Below are 21380 nucleotides of genomic sequence, written 5' to 3' on the forward strand. Positions count from 1 at the left end.
ATAAAAAAGGAGGAAAAAGTAATTGACAAATCAAGTTGAACAGTTAAAGGATTGGAATTGTTTGCTGTCTTTTTTAGCGGCTGCAGATGAAAAAATTTTCAAGTCTGCACCATTAGTGATATTAGCTGGGAATTGCTTACCAATTTTAGCAGATAAAGCAGCAAAACTTTGTTTGAATGGTCAAGTCGAACAGATTTTTCTAGTAGGTGGAATTGGTCATGCCACTTCGTTTTTGCGTCAGAATTTTGCAAAGCAAGGTTTTTTATTTGATACTACAGTAAGTGAGAGTGAGATGTATTTTCGTTATTTAAGAGACAAGTATTATATTTCTGAAGAAAAATTTATTTTAGAGACGAAATCGACGAACTCAGGAGAAAATGCGCAAAATGCTTTAGATATTCTTCGCTCTAAAGGAAAAGTACCTGAGTGTATTTTTATAATGAATGATCCAACTTTGCAACGACGAACAAGAGCTACGTTTGAGAAAGTTTGGCAAGAAGAAAATGTTAAATGGTTCAATTATGTTCCCATTATTCCTACCATTATTGAATTAGAAAAAACACTTCGTTTCTCTCAACCGGAACTAAATGGTCAATGGCCAAAAGAATATTTTTATGCGCTAGTTTTAGGCGAAATGCTTCGTCTAAACGATGATGAAAACGGATATGGACCAAATGGAAAAAACTATATGAATCATGTGGAGATTCCACTAAATGTTTGGTCTGCTTATCAACGAATTTCTTCATCTGTTGCTGGGAAATTTTTACGTTCTTCTACCTGAATATAACAGTTAGTGAAAGAAATATTTTTGACTTTTCTTATTTTATGCAACCTGTTTGTTTCATATTAAGGCTTTGAATATATTTGGTTGAAATTTTTCAAGGTTTATATGATAATGAAAAACGTGTTGTAATAATAAATTAATCAATGGATGATATTTAAGAGAAGAGGATTCAAATGGAAAATCGAAATAAAATGTACCATTTTGTCGGTATTAAAGGGTCAGGAATGAGCTCCTTAGCACTTGTTTTACATGAACAAGGATTGAATGTGCAAGGTTCAGATATTAAAAAGTATTTCTTTACTCAAAGAGATTTAGAAAAGGCCAACATCAAGATTATGCCTTTTGATGCAGAAAATGTTCAATTAGGAATGACTGTCATTGCTGGAAATGCTTTTTCAGATGCTCATGAAGAAATTCAAAGAGCAAAAGAACTAGGAGTAGAAGTGATTCGTTATCATGAGTTTATCGGTGATTTTATCCAAAATTATACAAGTATCGCTGTGACGGGATCGCATGGGAAAACAAGCACGACAGGGTTGCTTTCCCATATGTTGGCAGGAATTCGTCCAACAAGCTATTTGATTGGTGATGGCACAGGGCATGGAGACCCTCAAGCTGAATTTTTTGCTTTTGAGGCTTGTGAATACCGCCGCCATTTCTTAGCGTATTCGCCTGATTATGTCATTATGACAAACATTGATTTTGATCATCCGGATTACTATACGAGTATCGATGATGTGTTTACAGCTTTTCAAACGATGGCAACGCAAGTCAAAAAAGCGATTTTTGCTTATGGTGACGATGTTTATTTAAGAAAGTTACAAGCAAATGTGCCGATTTATTACTATGGAGTTTCAAAAGAAGATGATATTCAGGCACGAAATATCGAACGTACAACAACAGGATCGGCTTTTGATGTGTATCATCAAGACCAACTTATCGGTCATTTTACAGTTCCTGCTTTTGGTAAACATAACATTTTAAATGCCTTAGGAGTGATTGCTGTTGCTTATTTTGAAAACTTGGATCTTGAAGAAGTAGCCAAAGAGATGTTGACTTTTCCGGGTGTTAAACGTCGTTTTAGCGAAAAAATAGTTGCTGATATGACCGTCGTTGATGATTATGCGCATCATCCTGCTGAAATTAAAGCCACGATTGATGGTGCTCGTCAAAAGTATCCGGATAAAGAAATTATTGCCGTTTTTCAACCGCATACTTTCACACGGACTATTGCTTTGATGGACGAGTTTGCTGAAGCGCTTGATTTAGCAGATAGAGTTTATTTGTGTGATATTTTTGGATCTGCGCGTGAAAAACAAGGGGATGTAAAAATTGAAGATTTGGGAGAGAAAATTAAAAAAGGCGGTCAAGTACTCAAAGAGGACAATGTTTCACCGCTGCTTGATTTTCACAACGCGGTAGTGATTTTTATGGGAGCGGGAGACGTACAAAAATTTGAACAGGCTTATGAAAAATTATTAAGCAATACAACGAAGAATGTATTATAAATTACTTGCTAGATTTTTTATTTAATGTATGACCTCTATTTTGTTAAAGTGCTGACTTAACAAAATAGAGGTTTTTTAGAAAAAGAACAATCAAAAATCTACTGTCGTTCATTTCTGTCGTTAAATGAATAATTCAATGAATGACACTTGCCTTTTTAGGGGGTTTTGGTACAATGTAAAGTGATTAATCTATAAACTGGAGGGTTACTAACTTGAATATAGGTAAACCGCGAAAATTGGGAAAAACAATCAACGAACTTGAGGAAGGAGACTCGTTGTCTTTAACAGAATCAATTGAAGATAATCAGTTATTATTGTATTTAGGAATGACGAATGATGCTAATCCTTTATACATCCAACATGATTTTGCTAAAAATACCGAATATCATCAACCAATCGTTCCTTCGGTGATGTTAATGGGAATCATTACGAGTGCCATTTCAAAACATTTGCCGGGTCCGGGTTCTCATGTAGTCAATTTTTCTGTAAATTTTATTGAACCAGTTTTCCATTATGAAACGTTGACTTTTCAGTTTGAGGTCATCAAAGTAGACAAAATGAAAAATGTAGTGACAATCTCAGTTGAAGCAGAAAATAGTCAGGAACATCGAGTATTAGATGCAGTAGTGATGGTGCAGCCGCCGCTTGAATTAGAACGAGAGATTGTCCTAGAAAGTAAAGGTGAATCATATGAATAATCAAAGAACTATCACAACCGGAATCAATCGTTTTTATGCAAAAGTTTACGGTTTTTTAGGTGGGGGTCTTGCGTTGAGTGCATTTGTCTCTTATCTGGCATTGCAAGTATTTCCTCTGCAAGTTTCTTCATTTATTAATAACTTTCCATTAGGTTTTATGGGGTTGTGGATTATTGAATTAGTTTTAGTTATTGTTCTTGGTGTAAAAGCTCAAAAGAATCCTAGTTTAGCAATCGGTGGGTTTATTGCTTACTCATTATTAAATGGATTGACTTTAGCAGTGACTTTAGCTATGTATGATATTGGTAGTGTGACTAAAGCGTTTATCACAGCAACGGGGATGTTTATAGGAATGTCTGTTGTTGGTTTGGTAACGAAAAAAGACTTAAGTGGTGTCGGTCGAGCGGGTATGGCAGCGTCGATTGGCGTGATTGTTGCGATCCTTTTGAATGTGTTTATTTTAAAAAGTAGTGCGGTAGAATTGTTTATCTCCTTGCTTTTAGTAGTGATTTTTGCTGGAATCACGGCTTATGACAATCAAAAGATTCGTACGATCTACATGCAATCTAATGCAACAGCTCATAGCGGGATTGCTGTGTTTTTAGCTTTGCAGCTTTATCTTGATTTTATCAACTTATTCTTAGCTTTCTTAAGAATTTTTGGTAGAAATAACTAATTGTAGTAGTTAATTCAAACAAGTTTTTTAAGATACTGGGACAGAAGTGTTTAACGCCGAGAAATAAGAAGGAATTTACGAAAATTATTTTTCAAATTTTTGTGAATTTCGGCTTATTTCCGAAGGAGTTGCTTCTATTCCTGTCATTTAACTGTTTTTAGAGCGTGAAGTAAAGTATCCTTTTACTCCATGCTCTGTTTTTGTTTTATAAATAGCAATTTTTCTGTTTTTCTTTTCGCTTTCCTAAGTATTCTTTGTTAGAATGGATAAGAACTTTATTGTAAGGAGTGAAGCAAATGACAAAAAATAAATTATTACTTGTAGATGGAAATAGTGTAGCGTTTCGCGCATTTTTTGCTTTACACAATTCACTTGAGCGCTTTAAAAATAGAAATGGGCTGCATACGAACGCAATTTATGCTTTTAACACTATGTTTGAAAACGTAATCCAAAAAGAACAGCCGACCCATGTCTTAGTGGCATTTGATGCGGGGAAAACTACTTTTAGAACAGAAATGTATGCGCAATATAAGGGAGGGCGTTCAAAAACACCGGGTGAATTAAAAGAACAAATGCCATATATTCGTGAATTGCTGACAGGCTTAGGTGTTCAACATTATGAATTGCCTAATTATGAAGCAGATGATATTATTGGAACTTTAGCTAAAAAAGTTAACAAAGAGGAGTTCAACGTGGTAGTTTTATCGGGGGATCGCGATTTGACTCAATTAGCAAGTGATGAAATCAAAGTCGATATTACAGTGAAAGGTGTAAGCGACATTGAAAGTTATACGCCTGAACACGTGGCTGAAAAATACGATGGATTAGCACCAACGCAAATCATTGATCTTAAAGGTTTAGCAGGAGATGCTTCAGATAATATCCCGGGTGTGACGAAAATTGGTGAAAAAACAGCTATCAAATTATTGAAACAGTATGGATCTGTGGAAGGAATTTATGCTCATATTGAGGAAATGAAACCAAGTAAAATGAAAGAAAATTTAGTCAATGATAAAGAGCAGGCATTTTTATCTAAAAAACTAGCAACGATCTATACAAATGCACCTGTAGAAGTTTCCATTGATTCATTGAAATATAAAGGGAAAAATTTAAAAAAATTAGTACCTTTCTACAAAGAAATGGAATTTAAGCAATTTCTTTCAAAATTAGCTATCGCTGAAGAAAAAGCAGAGATGGCAGATATTTTGTTTGAAGTTGTCCATGAATTTCATGAAGAGATGTTTTCTACAGATATGGCTTTATATGTAGAAATGATGGGAGAAAACTATCATACTGAAGAGATTGTAGGGATTGCTTGGGGGACAAAAGAGAAAATTTATGTGACTAACGATCTGACGATTTTTGAAAATGAAGCGTTTTATTCGTGGTTAGCTGATCCAACCCGTTTGAAAAAAGTTTATGATGCCAAACGGACATATGTTGCGTTAAATCGCTACACGGCTCAAACAAAAGGAATTGATTTTGATGTGTTGCTTGGTGCATATTTACTTGATACCAATGAGAAAAGCACCGATATTGAAGGTATTGCGGCTCATTATGGGTTTCATGAAGTACAATCGGATGAAGCTGTTTATGGAAAAGGGGCAAAAAAAGGATTACCTGAAGAAGAAGAGGTGTTTTTTGCACATCTTGCAAGAAAAGTATTAGCGATCAACGCTTTAACTCCTAAGTTAAGGGATGAATTGGAAGAAAAAAATCAAATGGAACTTTTCCGTGAAATGGAATTGCCGCTTTCAATCATATTAGCTGAAATGGAGATTAGTGGAATCAAAGTGGATGCTTCACGTTTACAGGAAATGAAAATCGAATTTTCAGAACGCTTGCAAGAAATTGAACAAAAGATTTATCAAGAGGCAGGAGAAACGTTCAATTTAAATTCCCCTAAACAATTAGGTGTAATTTTATTTGAAAAAATGGGTTTGCCAGTCATTAAGAAGACTAAGACGGGATATTCAACTGCTGTGGATGTCTTAGAACAGTTAAGGGAACAAGCGCCAATAGTGGAAGACATTTTAACGTATCGTCAAATTGCTAAGATTCAATCTACTTATGTAGAGGGATTGTTGAAAGTCATTCAAGCAGATGGGAAAGTTCATACGCGCTATCTTCAAACCTTAACACAAACAGGACGATTGAGTTCAGTGGATCCCAACTTACAAAATATTCCAATCCGATTGGAGGAAGGCCGAAAGATTCGACAAGCGTTCGTACCAAGAGAAAAAGACTGGTTGATTTATTCTTCCGATTACTCACAAATTGAATTGCGTGTTTTAGCGCATATCTCCAATGATGAACATTTAAAAAAGGCTTTTCTTGAAGGTCAAGATATCCATGCAAGTACTGCCATGCGTGTTTTTGGCATTGATCAAGCAGCAGAGGTGACACCAAATATGCGTCGCCAAGCCAAAGCAGTCAACTTCGGGATCGTTTATGGCATTTCTGATTATGGATTATCACAAAATTTAGGGATTACTAGAAAAGCTGCGCAGCAATACATTGATACGTATTTTGAAAAGTATCCCGGTGTTAAAGAATACATGGAACGAATCGTTCGCCAAGCAAAAGACCAAGGCTTTGTTGAAACTCTTTATCATCGTCGTCGTTATTTGCCGGATATTAACTCTAGAAATTACAACGTACGTTCTTTTGCAGAAAGAACAGCGATCAACACGCCGATTCAAGGAAGTGCAGCAGACATTCTTAAAATTGCTATGATTGAGTTAAACAAACGTTTAAAGGAAGAAAAACTTAAAGCAGTCATGCTGCTACAAGTTCATGATGAACTGGTTTTTGAAGTTCCCGAAACAGAGTTAGAGATCTTAGATAAACTTGTCAGTGAAGTAATGGAACATGCGGTTTCCTTACAAGTTCCGTTAATTACAGATAGCAGTTGGGGAAAAACGTGGTACGAAGCCAAATAATATACCTGTCTAGTTGATTAGATGAAAACAAATAATTTGAAGGAGAAAATATGCCAGAATTACCAGAAGTAGAAACTGTACGAAGAGGATTATTACGGTTAGTAATTGGAAAAAAAATCCAAAAAATCCAAGTTCGATGGCCTAAAATTATTGAACAGCCAGAAACACCTATTTTTGAAGCTTCCCTTATTGGTGAAGAAATTATTTCAATTAGTCGTAGAGGAAAATTTTTAATCTTTCACTTAAATCACTATGATTTAATCTCACATTTAAGAATGGAAGGAAAATATAAATTTGTTGAAAAAAATGCGTCAATTGATAAGCATACACACGTGATTTTTTTCTTTGAAGATGGCAGTCAGCTTCGGTATCACGATGTCCGTAAATTTGGGCGAATGGTGTTGGTTGAAAAAGATACAAGTGCCTCTTATAAAGGAATTATGAAATTAGGACCGGAACCGGTGCCTGATCAATTCTTACTAGAGGCATTTATTTCAGGATTAAAAAAATCCCATAAAGCCATTAAAGTGTTATTATTAGAGCAAAAATTAGTGACGGGGTTAGGAAACATCTACGTAGATGAAGTATTATGGGAAGCAAAGATTCATCCGGAACAACCAGCAAATACGTTAAAGTTAAAAGAAGCAAAATGGTTAAGAAAATCGATTATTGATGTTCTTTCACGAGCTATTGAAGCAGGTGGAACGACTATCCGAAGTTATTTGAATGCGTTGGGAGAATCAGGAAATTTTCAAGTAGCTTTACATGTGTATGGTCAAACAGGCAAACCGTGTGTGCGTTGCCATACACCTATTGTTAAAATAAAAGTTGCGCAAAGGGGGACCCACTATTGCCCAAACTGTCAAAGACTACGAATCGAAAAGTAGGCTATGTATTAGGATTGACTGGAGGAATTGCTACCGGAAAAAGTACAGCTGCTGCTGTTTTTCGAACGCATCACATTCCAGTGATTGATGGAGATACGATCGCGCGAGAAGTCGTTGAACCAAATTCACAAGGCTTAACCGCTTTAGCTCAAACCTTTGGCGAAGGAATCCTGCATAAAAATGGCACGCTTAATCGATCAGCACTTGCGAAAATAATCTTTTCTTCTTCTAAACAGCGAAAAAAACTGGATCAGCTTTTAGATCCGTTTATTCGTCAAGCCGTCAATAAACAAATTCAGCAAGCAGACGCTCCACTAATTGTTGTGGATTTACCTTTACTTTTTGAAAGACATTACGAAGAAGAAATGACTGCGGTGGCGGTTGTCTATATTCCAGAAATCACGCAGCTACAGCGTTTGATGAAGCGCAATCAATTATCCTTAGAAGAAGCAGAGAAAAGAATTCACAGTCAGCTTTCGATTGAACGAAAAAAAGAACGGGCAGATTTCCTTTTTGATAATACTGGCAGTGTAGAAAATTTAACAACGCAAATTGAAAATTGGCTTAGTGACTTTAACAATCGATTTCTTTGAGTATAGTTGAGGACTTTGCTATGCTAAATATAAGGAAAAGAGGGGGATTGCTATGGGGCATTTAAAAAATCAAAAAGATAAAGTAGTAGGCTCTGCAAAAGAAAAACTAGGGGAAATTTTAAATAAAGAAGAACTAGCAGAAGAAGGACGGGATCAATCCGCAGTCGCTAAGGAAAATGAAGAACGTCGTCAAACTAGAATAAAAGAATTGGATGATCAACAAGCAGAAAAAGAAGCCAGACGACAAGATTTGACAAAAGAACGAAAAAAGCAAAAGACTGCTCACACAAAAGCACCGCTTCCTGAAGCAGATCACATTCCTAAACAGCAAAAAATTGATGAGCAGCGAATGAAGCATTACACAGGAATTGAAGAAAAAATTTGATCGTCTTGATGGAAAAGAATCAAACGTAACGATTGTACTAACTGTTAAATCGTTGCTGTTTGGTTCTTTTTTGTAGTGATTGCCATCTTTTATTTATATAGACAACTTTTTAATTTTCCGTTGATTTCAGCAAAAAATTGATCTTCTACATGTGATTTTTATACAGGAGAGTCGCATGGAAGAAATGTTTCATGTTATAATACAACTAGTTGCAAAATAAAGCGATTTTTTACAAAAAAAGCAACTGAGAATAAAAAGAATTGTTTTTTGCATAATTATTAATATATACAGATTATTAACTAAATATGAACGGCTAGCTCCTATATTTAAGCCATGATACATAAATAGTTAATTGATAAACCCACGATATGAAGAGGTGAAAAAATGAGATGTCCTAGATGTCAACACAATAATTCCCGTGTGATCGATAGCCGTCAAGCCGATGATGGACGTGCGATCCGCAGACGAAGAGAATGTGAAAACTGTTCTTTTCGTTTTACAACCTTTGAAAGAATTGAAGCAGCCCCTTTATTAGTAATCAAAAAAAATGGTGAACGAGAAGAATTTAACCGCGACAAAATTTTAAGAGGGTTGATTCGCTCGGCAGAAAAAAGACCTGTGGCTATGGAACAAATGGAACAAATTGTGAACCATGTAGAAAACCGAGTGAGAAGCCTTGGTGAAAATGAGGTATCCACGATCTTAATTGGGGAATATGTCATGGAAGATTTAGTGGATCTTGACGAGATCGCCTATATTCGTTTTGCTAGCGTGTATCGACAATTTAAAGATATGTCGGTTTTCTTAAAAGAACTACAAGATATTGTTGAGAAGGCAAAAGAAAATAAGAAAGAATAAATCAGAACCAACAAGTAAAGGAGGCCAATTTCCTTGGACAGTGCATGGAAAGAGCTTCAACCTAAAAATATATACCAAGGAAGAAAAAGCTATCCTCTTAAAGAAGAAGGAAAATCATCATTGCTGTATCTTTATCAACCATTAATCGGTGGTGAAGCTTTGAGTTTGTATTTTACACTTTTATCAGAAATTTCTTTAGAAAGTGGAGAAGGACCTGAAGGACTACACGCAGATCTTTTAAGTAGCTTGAATTGCGGACTACCGAAATTTTATGAAGTACGTAAAAAATTAGAGGGAATCGGACTTTTAGAGGTTTTCTTCAAAGAAGATCCTAGTTTAGGTTCTTGCTTTATTTATGAGTTATTAGAACCGCTGGACCCCTTTGCATTTTTTAAAGACAATGTGCTTTCTTTTTTATTATTAGAAAAAACTGGTCAAAGACGGTTCGATCAATTAATTCAACTATTTAAGCCAAAACGTTTTTTAACGAACGATTATCAAAAAGTAACAAAAAAATTTTTAGAGGTGTATCGTTTTAGTGAAGAAACGTATGCTGCAAATCAAAACAAAATTGAAAAAGTTCAACAGTCGTTTGCGGTTTCACCACCATCATCCTTATTAAAGAAAGAAGGACCATCATCCTTTGACTGGTCATTTTTAACAGACTGGCTTACAAGAAAACATATTTCCTCTCTTAGCCTTGCTTTGAAGGAACAAGTGATGATGTATCATCTTCTTTACGGATTTGACGAGCTAACGCTAGGAGAATGGATCGTTCAGGCGTATGATTTTACTTTGCAAGAAGTGTCGTTGAAAGAATTGCAACGCTTGGTATTAGCGAATCAGCAGTATCAAAAAAATACGGTCGTTGAAAAAGAATCTGCTCTTTCTAGAAATAAAAATAAAGCGGAAAAAACGGTAACGACTCTTACAAGTGCCGCCTTGCAATTGGTTACAGAGGTAAAAAGTATCCCACCTATGAAATACTTAAAAGCGCTAAAACAAGAAAAAGGCGGCTATATTTCTAAACAAGAAACTTGGCTGTTACAAGACTTGGTCGCCCAATCTGGACTTTCTAGCAGTGTGGTCAATGTTTTAATCAATTATGTTCTTGTGATTAAAGGACGTTCAAGTTTAACTGCAAGTTATGTCAATACGATTGCCAATGAATGGGCTCAAAAAAAAATAGCGACACCAGAAGAAGCGGTCGAACATATACGAAAGATCAGTAAAGCAGCTCAAACGACTAAAAAATCACAACCATCCTATTCACCAAATCAACGAAAGGTTCGTCGTGAAAAATTGCCTGACTGGGTTAACCAGCCAAAAGAAGCGAAAAAAATCAGTAGTGAGAAAAAAGCGGAAATTGAGCGCCGATTCAAAGAATATTTTGCGAAAAAGGAGGGGGATAAGTAGTGGAAGATGTAGGTAAAGAATTAAAAAAAATCATTAGTAGACGAAATTACCAGCAAAAATTTGCAGAAATGATCGAAGACGTCTTAAATGATTCGGACGTCCAAAAATTTTTGGATGGTCATAAAGCAGAATTAACTCAAGCTGATATCGAAAAAAGTTATGCAAAATTATATGAATTTGTCCAAGAAAAACGGAAATATCAACAAAATGATCCAACGATGATTGCCCCCGGTTATGAACCTAAGTTGACTTTGAATTTTCATTATGTGGATGTAACGTACGTGCCGACTGAAGCTTTATTAGCGAAAAAAAGGCAAGAAGAAATCAGAAATCGAATGAAATCAGTTGACATGCCAAAAGATATCCAAGATGCTTCATTTAAAAACTTTGAACGAACGGATGGTCGAAATACTGCGAGTTTTGAAGCGCTAAATTTTGTTGAGCAATATAGTGCTGATCCAAAAGCGTACCACAAAGGACTTTATTTAGTGGGCAGCTTTGGTGTAGGTAAAACGTATCTTTTAGGAGCAACAGCAAGAGAATTAGCAGAAAAAGGATTTACTACGACCTTGGTTCACTTTCCAACTTTTGCAGTGGAAATGAAACAAGCGATTGGTAAGGATCAAGTAGCAGAAAAATTAGATGCGGTTAAACGTGCGCCTGTTTTGATGATGGATGACATTGGTGCAGACGCTATGAGTAGCTGGATCAGAGATGAAGTGTTTGGTGTCATCTTGCAGTACCGAATGCAAGAGCAGTTGCCGACATTTTTCTCCTCAAATTTTACGATGGAAGAGTTAGAGCAGCATTTATCTGTCACTCAACGGGGGGATGAAGAACCATTAAAAGCAAAAAGGATTATGGAAAGAATCCGCTATTTGACAAAAGAAATGGAAATGACTGGTCGCAATCGAAGAAATGGTTAGTGAAGCGTCCGTTTATCTTTAAGAAAATTTGGTAGAAGATACCCAGTGCGATAGGAAGGAAAAAGAAGGGTCAATTAGATACTAGCATGTTTCTTTAGGATGATGACTGCCTTAGAAGATTGTTGTCACAAATTTAGAATACTTAATTTTAATGAGTCGTTTGATTGAAACAGGTAAGATGGTTAGCAATTAGAACATAGGCGTTATACTCAGGTGAACGAGTAGCAGAAAAAAGTAGTTGGGGGATAGATGAATGAACGTAATTTTTTCTTGTTTGATTATGACGGGTGTGCTTTTTTCATTGACGGGTTGTGGCAGTAAAGACGAAAGTCTTGAGTCGATTGATTCAATTAGTGCGGAGATAACCAAAAAAACAAGTAATTCTTCAACAGAAGAACAAAGTGTTTTTAAAGGTTGTATTGAAAGTATCGCCGAAACGACTGACACGACACTTCAAGTTAAAGTAGTTGATATAAAAGAAATCAGAGATCCGGAAAATATTGGTACCTCTTTTGCTAGTGATGGGGTGATATTAAATGTTTCGGTCGACCAATTAGATGGAGGAAAAGAAGCGTATTATAAAGGGGAAACTATTAAATTTGTCTTAGCAGGAAATGGAATGATGACTGCGTCTATTCCACCTCAGATTCCCGGAAACTCGATTATTAAAGTTGTCGTTGTTAAATAATATAGAAGCAAGGAGATTTGAAGTTTTTTTCTTTTCAAGTCTCCTTCATTTATCAGAAAAATGTTATAATACGTGGAAGGAGTGAAGGTATGAACCACTTAGATTTATCGAAGCGTCTAGCGACGGTGGGAAAATTTGTTCCACCCGGTGCGTTTTTAGCAGATATTGGCTCTGATCATGCTTACTTGCCTGTTTCGTTAATGCTCAACGGGAAAATCGAATTTGCAGTGGCTGGTGAAGTTGTGAGAGGACCTTATGAATCGGCAAAAAAACAAGTGCAAAAAAATGGTCTAGACAAACGGATCATTGTGCGACTTGCAAATGGCTTAGAGGCAATAAAAACTACAGATCAAATCAATGCTATTACAATAGCAGGTATGGGCGGCTCACTGATTTGCGATATTTTGGAAGCTGGAAAACAAAAGAAGCATTTAATAGGGAGTGAACGTTTGATTCTCCAACCCAATATTGGTGAACAAACTTTAAGAAAATGGTTGCAAGACAATGAATATCAGATTGTTGCGGAGAATATTTTAGAAGAAAAGAAAAAAATTTATGAAGTGATTGTGGCAGAAAAGACTAAAAAAATTCCTATGTATGATGAAAAAGAAAGAATGTTTGGTCCTATTTTATTAAAGGAAAAATCAGAAATTTTTAAAAGAAAATGGCAAAGAGAAAAAAAACAGCGACAAGTTATTTTAAATCAATTAACCAAAGCGGTTAACCAGCAAAAGCGAATCGAAGCAATCAAAAAAGAGCTTCAATTAATTAAGGAGGTATTAGGCTAGTGGCAGTAAACGGCAAAGTATTTATTCGTAAATTTGAAGAATATTGTCCGCAATGGCTTGCCGAAAAAGGAGATCCAGTCGGATTACACGTTGGTACCTTGAATAAACCTATTCAACGAGTGATGATGACTTTGGATGTTCGACCAGAAGTTGTTCAAGAAGCCATTGAAAAAAAAATTGACTTACTGATTGCAAAACATCCCCCTATCTTTCATCCGGTTAAACGATTGACAACGGATACTCCGCAAGAAAAAATGTATACAGAGCTATTAAAACATGAGATTGCAGTATATGCAGCGCATACTAACATGGATATTGTTGAAGATGGATTAAATGATTGGTTCTGCGAAAAATTAGCGATTAAAGTTGAAAATTATTTGTTAAAAACACACGAACATTATTATAAAAAATTGGCAGTATACGTACCGACTCAAGCTGCTGAAACATTACGAACGGCATTAGCAGAAGCTGGTGCAGGAATTCAAGGAAATTATGATTGCACAAGCTTTACCAGTATGGGAGAAGGGCGCTTTCGTCCCATTAAACAGGCAGAACCTGCTATTGGTAAAAAAGGACAATTGACGCAAGTTGAAGAAGCAAAAGTAGAAGTGATTTTTCCTGAAAAACTTGAAAAACAAGTACTTGAAGCGATGGATCGTGTGCATCCTTATGAAGAAGTTGCTTTTGATTTGTTTTCTCTTAATCAACCAGTTCAAACGTGGGGAATCGGTAGAATTGGAGAACTCTCAGAAGCAATGCCGTTAGAAATATTTTTGAAAATTGTAAAAGAAGCATTTCAGTTAGATGGACTTCGTGTTGTTTGTCCTGATTCTGACAATCTCGTGGTTAAAAGAGTAGCGATATGCGGTGGTAGTGGTGAAAAATTTTATCCTTACGCTTTGGCACAAAAAGCCGATGTCTACATTACTGGAGATATTGATTATCATACCGCACAAGATATGCAAAGTGCAGGATTGATTGCTATTGATCCGGGACATTACATTGAATCATTGTGTAAAGAAAAATTTGTTGAAAAATTTGAAACATGGAAACAAGAAGAAGGTTGGTCGCTTGATTTCTTTGTGTCTGAAACGAATACCAATCCTTTTCAATTTCAATGAATTAGATACTAATAATCATTCAGTGTTTCTACTTATTATCATCAATTACTGGTAACTAAATATCGTAGACAAGTAATGGGTGATGAAATATCTGAATTTGCTAAAGCTACTTTTGAAAGAATTTCAGAATCATATCCTATTACTTTAGTTGAGTGAAATCATGATAAAGATCATGTTCATATTTTGGTCTAAAAATTTTTGTCTTTTGACAACTAAAAAATGAGGTTCCCAACGCTTGCAAAATGCAGGCAAGATTTTCCATTTTTGAAAGAAGTGGATTGTCTTGCCTTGGTGAATGCACAACTCAATCTAGAGAAGTCGTGTGTTGTTAGCTAAAAAGAAAGGCATAGATCTTTTTGAAACGAAGAATTACCAAAAGCAAAAACGAAAAATATTACGTTTGCATGAAAAAGTAATGAACCAACGTACTGATTTCCTGAATAAGTTGAGTATAGAAATTATCAAAAACCACGATATTATTTGTATTGAAGACTTAAATACAAAAGTATGTTGCGTCATCATAAACTAGCGAAAAGTATTTCGACTGTTTCTTGGTCTAGTTTTGTGACTAAATTACAATACAAGGAGAGTTATAAATGTACGAAAATCTTTTACCGCGTTTTTTACGCTATGTTAAAACAGAAACACGTTCTGATGAGACGAGCCAAACCACCCCGTCTACTCAAACACAGGTAGATTTTGCGCACGTATTGAAAAAAGAATTAGAAGAATTAGGCTTATCTGATGTTTTTTATAATGAAAAAAATGGATTTGTAATTGGAACGTTACCAAGTAATACTGAAAAGAAGGTTCGTTCGATCGGTTTTATTGCGCATATGGATACTGCTGATTTTAATGCGGTTGGTGTTAATCCTCAGATAATCGAAAATTATGATGGCGAATCGACTATTATTTTGGATAGTAATGAACAGTATACATTAAACATCAAGGATTTTCCTAATCTAAAAAATTACAAGGACCATACGCTGATTACAACGGATGGAAGTACTTTGTTAGGCGCAGATGATAAAGCTGGAATTGCTGAAATTATGACGGCTATGGAAATTTTGATAAAAAATCCAATGATTCCTCATGGTGAAATTAAGGTAGCGTTTGGTCCGGATGAGGAAATCGGTGTCGGTGCGGATAAATTTGATGTGGAGCAATTTAATGTCGACTTTGCTTATACCGTGGATGGCGGTCCTTTAGGAGAATTACAATATGAAACCTTTAGTGCTGCACAAGCAACGATTTCAATTCAAGGAAAAAACGTGCATCCCGGTACGGCTAAAGATACGATGATTAATGCGCTACAATTGGCAATTGATTTTCACAACCAATTACCAGCGGATGAAGTACCAGAAAAAACAGAAGGGTATGAAGGATTCTTCCATTTACTGGTTTTAAACGGCAACCCAGAAGAAGCAACAATGAGTTATATTATTCGCGATCATGACCGTGAAAAATTTGCGGCACGAAAAGCAAAGATTATGGAGATTCAAGAAAATTTGAATCGCCGTTTCGATCACCCTCGTGTAAAAGTTACTATGTATGATCAGTACTACAATATGCGTGAAGTGATTGAAAAAGATATGAGTATTGTCGAACTAGCAAAACAAGCAATGATGGAGTTAGCAATTGAGCCAGTTATTGAACCTGTTCGCGGCGGAACGGATGGCTCAAAAATCTCTTATTTAGGTATTCCTACACCTAATTTGTTTGCTGGCGGAGAAAACATGCACGGAAGATTTGAGTTTGTTTCTCTTCAAGTGATGGAAAAAGCAGTGGACGTCATCGTAAAAATTGCAGAATTAAATACAAACAGTTAAAATTATTAGGTGGGATAGATTCGTTTATTGTATGTTTCTGTCTTTTACATTAGGGGGGAAGACGTGATCCGATAGGGACAACACGTCTAACCCCTTGGCTTTTGTGTTATATAGGGGAAAAAGAATGAAAACGTTACTGGTTTTTTATAATCAGAGTTCTGGACAAGATAAAGGAAAAAAGTTAGCTAATTGGTTTAAGGAGTATATCAAAGAAAAGCGCCCCAAGCTAACGGTGCATTTGACAGAGACTGGCCCGTCAGTTAAACATAAAACTTTAGTTAAAAAAGCAGAAGACTTTCAAGCAGATACCTTGATCATTATTGGTGGTGATGGAACGATTCACCATATTGTACAGGCATTTCAAAAAAAGCTTGATCGATATCAAGTAGGCTTATTACCGGGAGGCACGGTCAATAACTTAGCACGTGTACTTGAAATCCCGTTAGAAAAAGAAGATGCTGCTAAAATTATTTTAGAAGGACATGTACGTAAAATTGATTATGGAAAAGTTAACGATGAAGTAATGATTTCTACATTAACCATTGGGATTTTAGCAGATACGGCTGTTTGGATTAGTCAAAAAGAAAAACAACGATATGGTTCATGGATTTTTGTCAAACGATTTTTACAGCTATTATTAAAAAATCGACACTACCATTTGGACATCAAAACTGAAAAAGAACGGTGGCGGGGGAAAGCGCAATTGTTAACAGTGACTATGTCAAATTCTGTTGGTGGTTATACTAATTTTGATGATTCAGCTTCGCCAGATGATGGCATGTTTCACGTAACGATTATTCCTTCTCTTGATATTTTTCGTTTTGGCTTTTATCTACCACGATTGATGAAAGGAAAAATTTATTCTGTGCCGGGAATTACTTATTTGACGGCAAGTCAAATTCATGTTCAAGCAAGGGAAAAGAAAGTTGGTACGCGTACAGATGGCGATGCTACAGATGATTTGCCTATTAAGTTAGCAGTGATTCCCAAAGGGTTATCAGTCTTTGCGCCTAAAGAAAAAGATAGCTAGAGGTGAAAAAATAAATGGATGCGGTAGTACACAACCCACTGTGGTTTTATTTAGTACTTGTAAATTTGTATTTATTTTGTTTGATGGGGTACGACAAATATCAAGCAAAAAAAGGAAGTTGGCGAGTGCCAGAAAATAACTTGATTTTCGTTAGCTTATTAGGTGGAGGAGCTGGCGGATTGATCTCGCGTGAGGTATTTCATCACAAAACAAGAAAAAAGAAATTTACAATTGGATTTACGACAGGAGTCGTTATTGATTTGATTTTAATTTATTTTTTTCATTAAGGAGGAATCAATGTCAGCAAAGAAAATAAAAACAAAAATTGTATTAAATTTAGTTTTAGTACTAGGGATTTTTGGTATTATTTATTATTTAATTAATCAATCATTTGCTGAAATTTTTACTCAAATTTTGTCAACTAGTTTATTTACTTTTTTGGCAGCTCTTCTTTTAGGAACTTTCTATCAGTTGATAGAAGGTCGTTCGATTAAAGAAATAGCGCGCCCATTTACGCCAACTTTTTCAACTATTGATGGTTTTTGGACATCTTGTTATGTTGCTTTTTACCGAATTGTTTCTTTTGGGACAGGTACGTTATTTTCAGAAGTTTATTTCTACAATAAAAAAGGAATGAAGTATTCTCAAGGCGCTGGTGTCACGACTTTGCATATGATTATGTATAAATTAGCAGTTATGACTTATGCAATAATCGGCTTAATGCTCCAATTTTCACTATTTTATTCAAAAGGACCTACGATGATTGGGTTTATTCTTGCTGGAGTTATTTTAACTGGTGTGATTGTTGTTTTTTTATTACTCATTTCAAGCAGTCTTAGCATTCAAGTTTTCTTTGTGAGTATTTCACACAAATGGTTGAAAAGTAAGCGAGCAAGAAACTGGGTTGATGCATGCAATACACAAATCTATTCCCTCAGAGAAACAGTGCAGGCAATTGTTAATGATCAAACAGCGTTACTGCGTATTTATTTTTGGAACATGGTTAAACTGATTTTTTGGTATGTCTTGCCTTATATTTTTTTAGTTGAAAATCATTCAAATCTTGACTTTTTATTAACTTTTTCATTTGTTAGCTTTGCAGTTGTATTATCAGGCGTTGTACCTACGCCAGCAGGAATCGGTTCTTTTGAATTCATCTACTTATTATTGTTCAAACCGCTTGTTGGAACAGTAGATGCGGTTTCTTCTTTGTTACTTTATCGTTTCAGTTCATTTATTTTACCATTTATTTATGGATTTTTTTATGTTCTAGCAGATCGGCGCAAAATAATCAAACAGGAAATTAGCGATGTAAAACGGCAAAAACAGCAGCTTAAGCAATAAATCTGACAGCAAAAGCGAAAAAATACATTCCTTTTGCTGTTTTTTTCTTTTTAATTAACTGACAAGTGTTATCTTTTGACCAAAACTGACCAAAGAGTTATAATAAATAGTGAAAAAAATGGTGAGTACCATTAAAACTCTTCATTCGGGAGGCAAGTTAGATGAATATTGAAAAAATGACGACAACACTCCAAGAAGCAATTGCCGAAGCACAGCAAATTGCTGTTACAAGAAAACATCAAGAAATTGACATTTCCCATTTGTGGAAAATCTTTTTACAACCAAATCACTTTGGTCGCAATCTTTATACGGATGCGGGAATAAATGTGGAAGAGTTGGAAAAAGAAGATAATCGTCTATTAGAGGAATATCCGACTGTTTCAGGAGATCATGTACAGTATGGTCAAAATTTAAGTCAAAATTTGTTTCGCTTATTAAATGAAGCAGATCAGTTAAGAGAAAGCTTTGAAGATGAATTTCTTTCTACTGAAGTCGTGATTCTTGCATTAATGAAACTAAAACATCATCCATTAACGGTTTATTTAAATAAACAGGGATTATCAGAAAAAGAATTACGCAGAAATATTGAAGAATTGAGAGGAGGAGAAAAAGTGACATCTAAAAATCAAGAAGAACAATACAAAGCGTTAGAAAAATATGGCGTAGATCTTGTGCAACAAGTCCGAAGTGGAAAGATGGATCCTATCATTGGGCGAGACGAAGAAATCAGAGATGTTATTCGTATCCTTTCACGTAAAACGAAAAATAATCCAGTTCTAATCGGTGAACCCGGTGTAGGAAAGACGGCTATTGTGGAAGGATTAGCGCAACGAATTGTACGAAAAGATGTTCCAGAAAACTTAAAAGATAAAACTATTTTTTCTTTAGACATGGGGGCATTGATTGCCGGAGCAAAATTTCGCGGCGAATTTGAGGAACGCTTAAAAGCAGTTTTAAAAGAAGTGAAAAAAAGTGATGGTCGAATTCTTTTATTTATTGATGAAATTCATAATATTGTCGGTGCAGGTAAAACAGAAGGAAGTATGGATGCTGGCAATTTGTTAAAACCGATGCTAGCTCGTGGTGAACTCCATTTAATTGGTGCGACTACTTTAGATGAATACCGTCAATACATGGAAAAAGACAAAGCACTAGAACGGCGTTTTCAAAAAGTTTTAGTAAAAGAACCTACAGTAGAAGACACTATTAGTATTTTACGAGGATTAAAAGAACGGTTTGAAATTCATCATGGAGTAAACATCCATGACAACGCGTTAGTAGCGGCGGCGACCTTATCTGATCGTTATATTACGGATCGTTTTTTACCGGATAAAGCCATTGATTTGATTGATGAAGCAAGTGCGACGATTCGCGTGGAAATGAATTCAATGCCGACAGAGCTAGACCAAGTGACACGTCGATTGATGCAGTTAGAAATTGAAGAAGCCGCATTGAAAAAAGAATCAGATGATGCCAGTAAAAAACGGTTAAAAAATTTACAAGAAGAATTAGCAGATCTTCGAGAAGAAGCTAATTCAATGAAAATGCAATGGGAAACAGAAAAAGAAGAAGTGAATACTGTTTCTGCAAAACGAGCAGAAATCGACAAAGCCAAACATGAATTAGAAGATGCAGAGAATAATTATGACTTAGAACGTGCAGCAGTGTTACGTCATGGTACGATTCCTCAATTAGAAAAAGAATTAAAGGAATTAGAGGCAAAAACCAAAGATAGCGACATCAAGATGGTGCAAGAATCCGTTACGGAAAATGAAATCGCCCAAGTTGTTGGTCGGTTAACGGGTATTCCCGTCACAAAATTAGTCGAAGGAGAGCGTGAAAAATTAATCAAACTCAATGAAACGCTGCACAAACGAGTAATTGGTCAAGACGAAGCAGTGGATGCTGTAAGTGATGCGGTGATTCGTTCTCGGGCAGGCTTGCAAGATCCTAATCGTCCCTTAGGTTCTTTTTTATTCTTAGGACCGACTGGTGTAGGAAAAACTGAATTAGCAAAGGCATTAGCTGAGAACTTATTTGATTCTGAAGATCATATGGTGCGCATTGATATGAGTGAATACATGGAAAAGCATGCAGTGTCACGTTTAGTTGGAGCGCCTCCCGGCTATGTTGGCTATGAAGAAGGCGGTCAATTGACGGAAGCTGTGCGCAGAAATCCTTATACAATTGTCTTACTTGATGAAATTGAAAAAGCCCATCCAGATGTTTTTAATATTTTATTACAAGTTTTGGATGATGGCCGTTTGACAGATTCTAAAGGACGAGTCGTTGACTTTAAAAACACAGTCCTTATTATGACAAGTAACATCGGTTCTCAGTTATTATTAGAAGGTGTTTCAGCAGATGGCACCATTCCTGAAGAAGTAGAAGAGCAAGTTCGAACGCTTCTTCGCGGGCATTTCAAGCCGGAATTTTTGAATCGAATTGATGATACAATTTTGTTCACACCGTTAAGTCTTGAAAATGTGAAAGGAATCGTTGATAAAATGGTTGCTCAATTAGCAAAACGGTTAGAAAATCAAGAAATTATCTTAACTATCAGTGAAGAAGCGCGGACATGGATTGCAGAAAATGCTTATGAACCTGCTTATGGTGCTCGTCCGTTGAAACGTTTCATTACAAAAGAAGTAGAAACGCCGTTAGCCAAAGAAATTGTGGCAGGACGTGTTTTACCAAAATCAAAAGTCATGATTACATTACTGGGTCATACACTTCAATTTAAGACAGAAGAATTAGAAGAACTGGCATAAAAAATAGAAATGTAACTATTCTTGGAATAATGAGGAATAAAAGGTAAAAATGCCTTTAAAAGGTTAGGCTTTTATGGCGTAGAGAAATTCCCTCCTTTTTATAAAATTTATGGTTAAACAGCTAAGGATTTCGTTA

19 protein-coding genes and 2 pseudogenes are annotated in these 21380 nt (G+C 35.7%); all 21 read left to right on the plus strand.

Going from position 1 to position 21380, the window contains the following annotated elements:
• The first annotated feature begins 22 nt into the window (after window positions 1–22).
• On the plus strand, window positions 23–781 hold the full coding sequence (locus tag RV14_RS04540) for a YdcF family protein (RefSeq protein ID WP_071855118.1): 759 nt from the start codon (window positions 23–25) through the stop codon (window positions 779–781).
• A 176-nt stretch (window positions 782–957) separates the two neighbouring features.
• Window positions 958–2292 carry a UDP-N-acetylmuramate--L-alanine ligase gene (gene murC / locus RV14_RS04545; RefSeq protein ID WP_071855119.1) on the plus strand — a complete coding sequence of 445 codons (1335 nt, stop codon included), beginning with the start codon at window positions 958–960 and terminating at the stop codon, window positions 2290–2292.
• 212 nt (window positions 2293–2504) lie between these two features.
• Window positions 2505–2990: a MaoC/PaaZ C-terminal domain-containing protein gene (locus RV14_RS04550; protein WP_071855120.1), complete on the plus strand. Its 486-nt coding sequence runs from the start codon at window positions 2505–2507 to the stop codon at window positions 2988–2990.
• Window positions 2983–3666 (plus strand): Bax inhibitor-1/YccA family protein, encoded by a 684-nt coding sequence (locus tag RV14_RS04555; protein ID WP_071855121.1) that lies wholly within the window; start codon window positions 2983–2985, stop codon window positions 3664–3666. Before RV14_RS04550 ends, RV14_RS04555 begins: the two co-directional genes overlap by 8 nt.
• Before the next feature lie 296 nt (window positions 3667–3962).
• Window positions 3963–6608: a DNA polymerase I gene (polA, locus tag RV14_RS04560; RefSeq protein WP_071855122.1), complete on the plus strand. Its 2646-nt coding sequence runs from the start codon at window positions 3963–3965 to the stop codon at window positions 6606–6608.
• Between the two features lie 50 nt (window positions 6609–6658).
• Window positions 6659–7495 (plus strand): DNA-formamidopyrimidine glycosylase, encoded by an 837-nt coding sequence (gene mutM / locus RV14_RS04565; RefSeq protein WP_071855123.1) that lies wholly within the window; start codon window positions 6659–6661, stop codon window positions 7493–7495.
• Entirely contained in the window at window positions 7459–8088 is a 630-nt protein-coding gene (gene coaE / locus RV14_RS04570; RefSeq protein WP_071855124.1) for a dephospho-CoA kinase, read from the plus strand. The genes mutM and coaE overlap by 37 nt, the downstream gene beginning before the upstream one ends.
• A gap of 52 nt (window positions 8089–8140) precedes the next feature.
• Entirely contained in the window at window positions 8141–8473 is a 333-nt protein-coding gene (locus RV14_RS04575; RefSeq protein WP_071855125.1) for a CsbD family protein, read from the plus strand.
• Between the two features lie 384 nt (window positions 8474–8857).
• Entirely contained in the window at window positions 8858–9331 is a 474-nt protein-coding gene (nrdR, locus tag RV14_RS04580) for a transcriptional regulator NrdR (protein WP_071855126.1), read from the plus strand.
• Window positions 9332–9364: 33 nt separating this feature from the next.
• Window positions 9365–10747, plus strand: coding sequence for a replication initiation and membrane attachment family protein (locus tag RV14_RS04585; protein WP_071855127.1), 1383 nt, complete (start codon window positions 9365–9367; stop codon window positions 10745–10747).
• On the plus strand, window positions 10747–11673 hold the full coding sequence (gene dnaI, locus RV14_RS04590) for a primosomal protein DnaI (RefSeq protein WP_071855128.1): 927 nt from the start codon (window positions 10747–10749) through the stop codon (window positions 11671–11673). The genes RV14_RS04585 and dnaI overlap by 1 nt, the downstream gene beginning before the upstream one ends.
• A 253-nt stretch (window positions 11674–11926) precedes the next feature.
• Window positions 11927–12361: an LptM family lipoprotein gene (locus tag RV14_RS04595; protein WP_071855129.1), complete on the plus strand. Its 435-nt coding sequence runs from the start codon at window positions 11927–11929 to the stop codon at window positions 12359–12361.
• An 89-nt stretch (window positions 12362–12450) separates the two neighbouring features.
• A complete protein-coding gene (locus tag RV14_RS04600) occupies window positions 12451–13149 on the plus strand; it encodes a tRNA (adenine(22)-N(1))-methyltransferase (protein WP_071855130.1) in 699 nt (232 codons plus the stop codon).
• Window positions 13149–14270 (plus strand): Nif3-like dinuclear metal center hexameric protein, encoded by a 1122-nt coding sequence (locus RV14_RS04605; protein ID WP_071855131.1) that lies wholly within the window; start codon window positions 13149–13151, stop codon window positions 14268–14270. Before RV14_RS04600 ends, RV14_RS04605 begins: the two co-directional genes overlap by 1 nt.
• Window positions 14251–14423, plus strand: a pseudogene (locus tag RV14_RS11865) (transposase); the annotation flags it as partial. The gene RV14_RS04605 and the pseudogene RV14_RS11865, both read left to right, overlap by 20 nt.
• Window positions 14424–14589: 166 nt before the next feature.
• Window positions 14590–14966: pseudogene (locus RV14_RS04615) on the plus strand (transposase); the annotation flags it as partial.
• A complete protein-coding gene (gene pepT, locus RV14_RS04620) occupies window positions 14867–16099 on the plus strand; it encodes a peptidase T (RefSeq protein WP_071855132.1) in 1233 nt (410 codons plus the stop codon). The pseudogene RV14_RS04615 and the gene pepT, both read left to right, overlap by 100 nt.
• A 124-nt stretch (window positions 16100–16223) precedes the next feature.
• A complete protein-coding gene (locus RV14_RS04625; RefSeq protein ID WP_071855133.1) occupies window positions 16224–17129 on the plus strand; it encodes a diacylglycerol/lipid kinase family protein in 906 nt (301 codons plus the stop codon).
• A 14-nt stretch (window positions 17130–17143) separates the two neighbouring features.
• Window positions 17144–17416: a DUF1294 domain-containing protein gene (locus RV14_RS04630; RefSeq protein ID WP_071855134.1), complete on the plus strand. Its 273-nt coding sequence runs from the start codon at window positions 17144–17146 to the stop codon at window positions 17414–17416.
• Between the two features lie 10 nt (window positions 17417–17426).
• Window positions 17427–18473 carry a lysylphosphatidylglycerol synthase transmembrane domain-containing protein gene (locus RV14_RS04635; RefSeq protein WP_071855135.1) on the plus strand — a complete coding sequence of 349 codons (1047 nt, stop codon included), beginning with the start codon at window positions 17427–17429 and terminating at the stop codon, window positions 18471–18473.
• 161 nt (window positions 18474–18634) lie between these two features.
• Window positions 18635–21244: an ATP-dependent chaperone ClpB gene (clpB, locus tag RV14_RS04640; protein WP_071855136.1), complete on the plus strand. Its 2610-nt coding sequence runs from the start codon at window positions 18635–18637 to the stop codon at window positions 21242–21244.
• Window positions 21245–21380: the final 136 nt, after the last annotated feature.

Origin of the sequence: Enterococcus ratti (assembly GCF_001886195.1) — a bacterium.
GTDB lineage: Bacteria > Bacillota > Bacilli > Lactobacillales > Enterococcaceae > Enterococcus_B > Enterococcus_B ratti.

Excerpts from the sequence above, each read along its gene's own strand:
- murC (WP_071855119.1), top strand. The coding sequence starts at position 958 with ATGGAAAATCGAAATAAAATGTACCATTTTGTCGGTATTAAAGGGTCA.
- RV14_RS04625 (WP_071855133.1), top strand. The coding sequence starts at position 16,224 with ATGAAAACGTTACTGGTTTTTTATAATCAGAGTTCTGGACAAGATAAA.
- RV14_RS04595 (WP_071855129.1), top strand. The coding sequence starts at position 11,927 with ATGAACGTAATTTTTTCTTGTTTGATTATGACGGGTGTGCTTTTTTCA.
- mutM (WP_071855123.1), top strand. The coding sequence starts at position 6,659 with ATGCCAGAATTACCAGAAGTAGAAACTGTACGAAGAGGATTATTACGG.
- RV14_RS04555 (WP_071855121.1), top strand. The coding sequence starts at position 2,983 with ATGAATAATCAAAGAACTATCACAACCGGAATCAATCGTTTTTATGCA.
- polA (WP_071855122.1), top strand. The coding sequence starts at position 3,963 with ATGACAAAAAATAAATTATTACTTGTAGATGGAAATAGTGTAGCGTTT.
- RV14_RS04575 (WP_071855125.1), top strand. The coding sequence starts at position 8,141 with ATGGGGCATTTAAAAAATCAAAAAGATAAAGTAGTAGGCTCTGCAAAA.
- RV14_RS04600 (WP_071855130.1), top strand. The coding sequence starts at position 12,451 with ATGAACCACTTAGATTTATCGAAGCGTCTAGCGACGGTGGGAAAATTT.
- nrdR (WP_071855126.1), top strand. The coding sequence starts at position 8,858 with ATGAGATGTCCTAGATGTCAACACAATAATTCCCGTGTGATCGATAGC.
- RV14_RS04630 (WP_071855134.1), top strand. The coding sequence starts at position 17,144 with ATGGATGCGGTAGTACACAACCCACTGTGGTTTTATTTAGTACTTGTA.
- clpB (WP_071855136.1), top strand. The coding sequence starts at position 18,635 with ATGAATATTGAAAAAATGACGACAACACTCCAAGAAGCAATTGCCGAA.
- RV14_RS04635 (WP_071855135.1), top strand. The coding sequence starts at position 17,427 with ATGTCAGCAAAGAAAATAAAAACAAAAATTGTATTAAATTTAGTTTTA.
- pepT (WP_071855132.1), top strand. The coding sequence starts at position 14,867 with ATGTACGAAAATCTTTTACCGCGTTTTTTACGCTATGTTAAAACAGAA.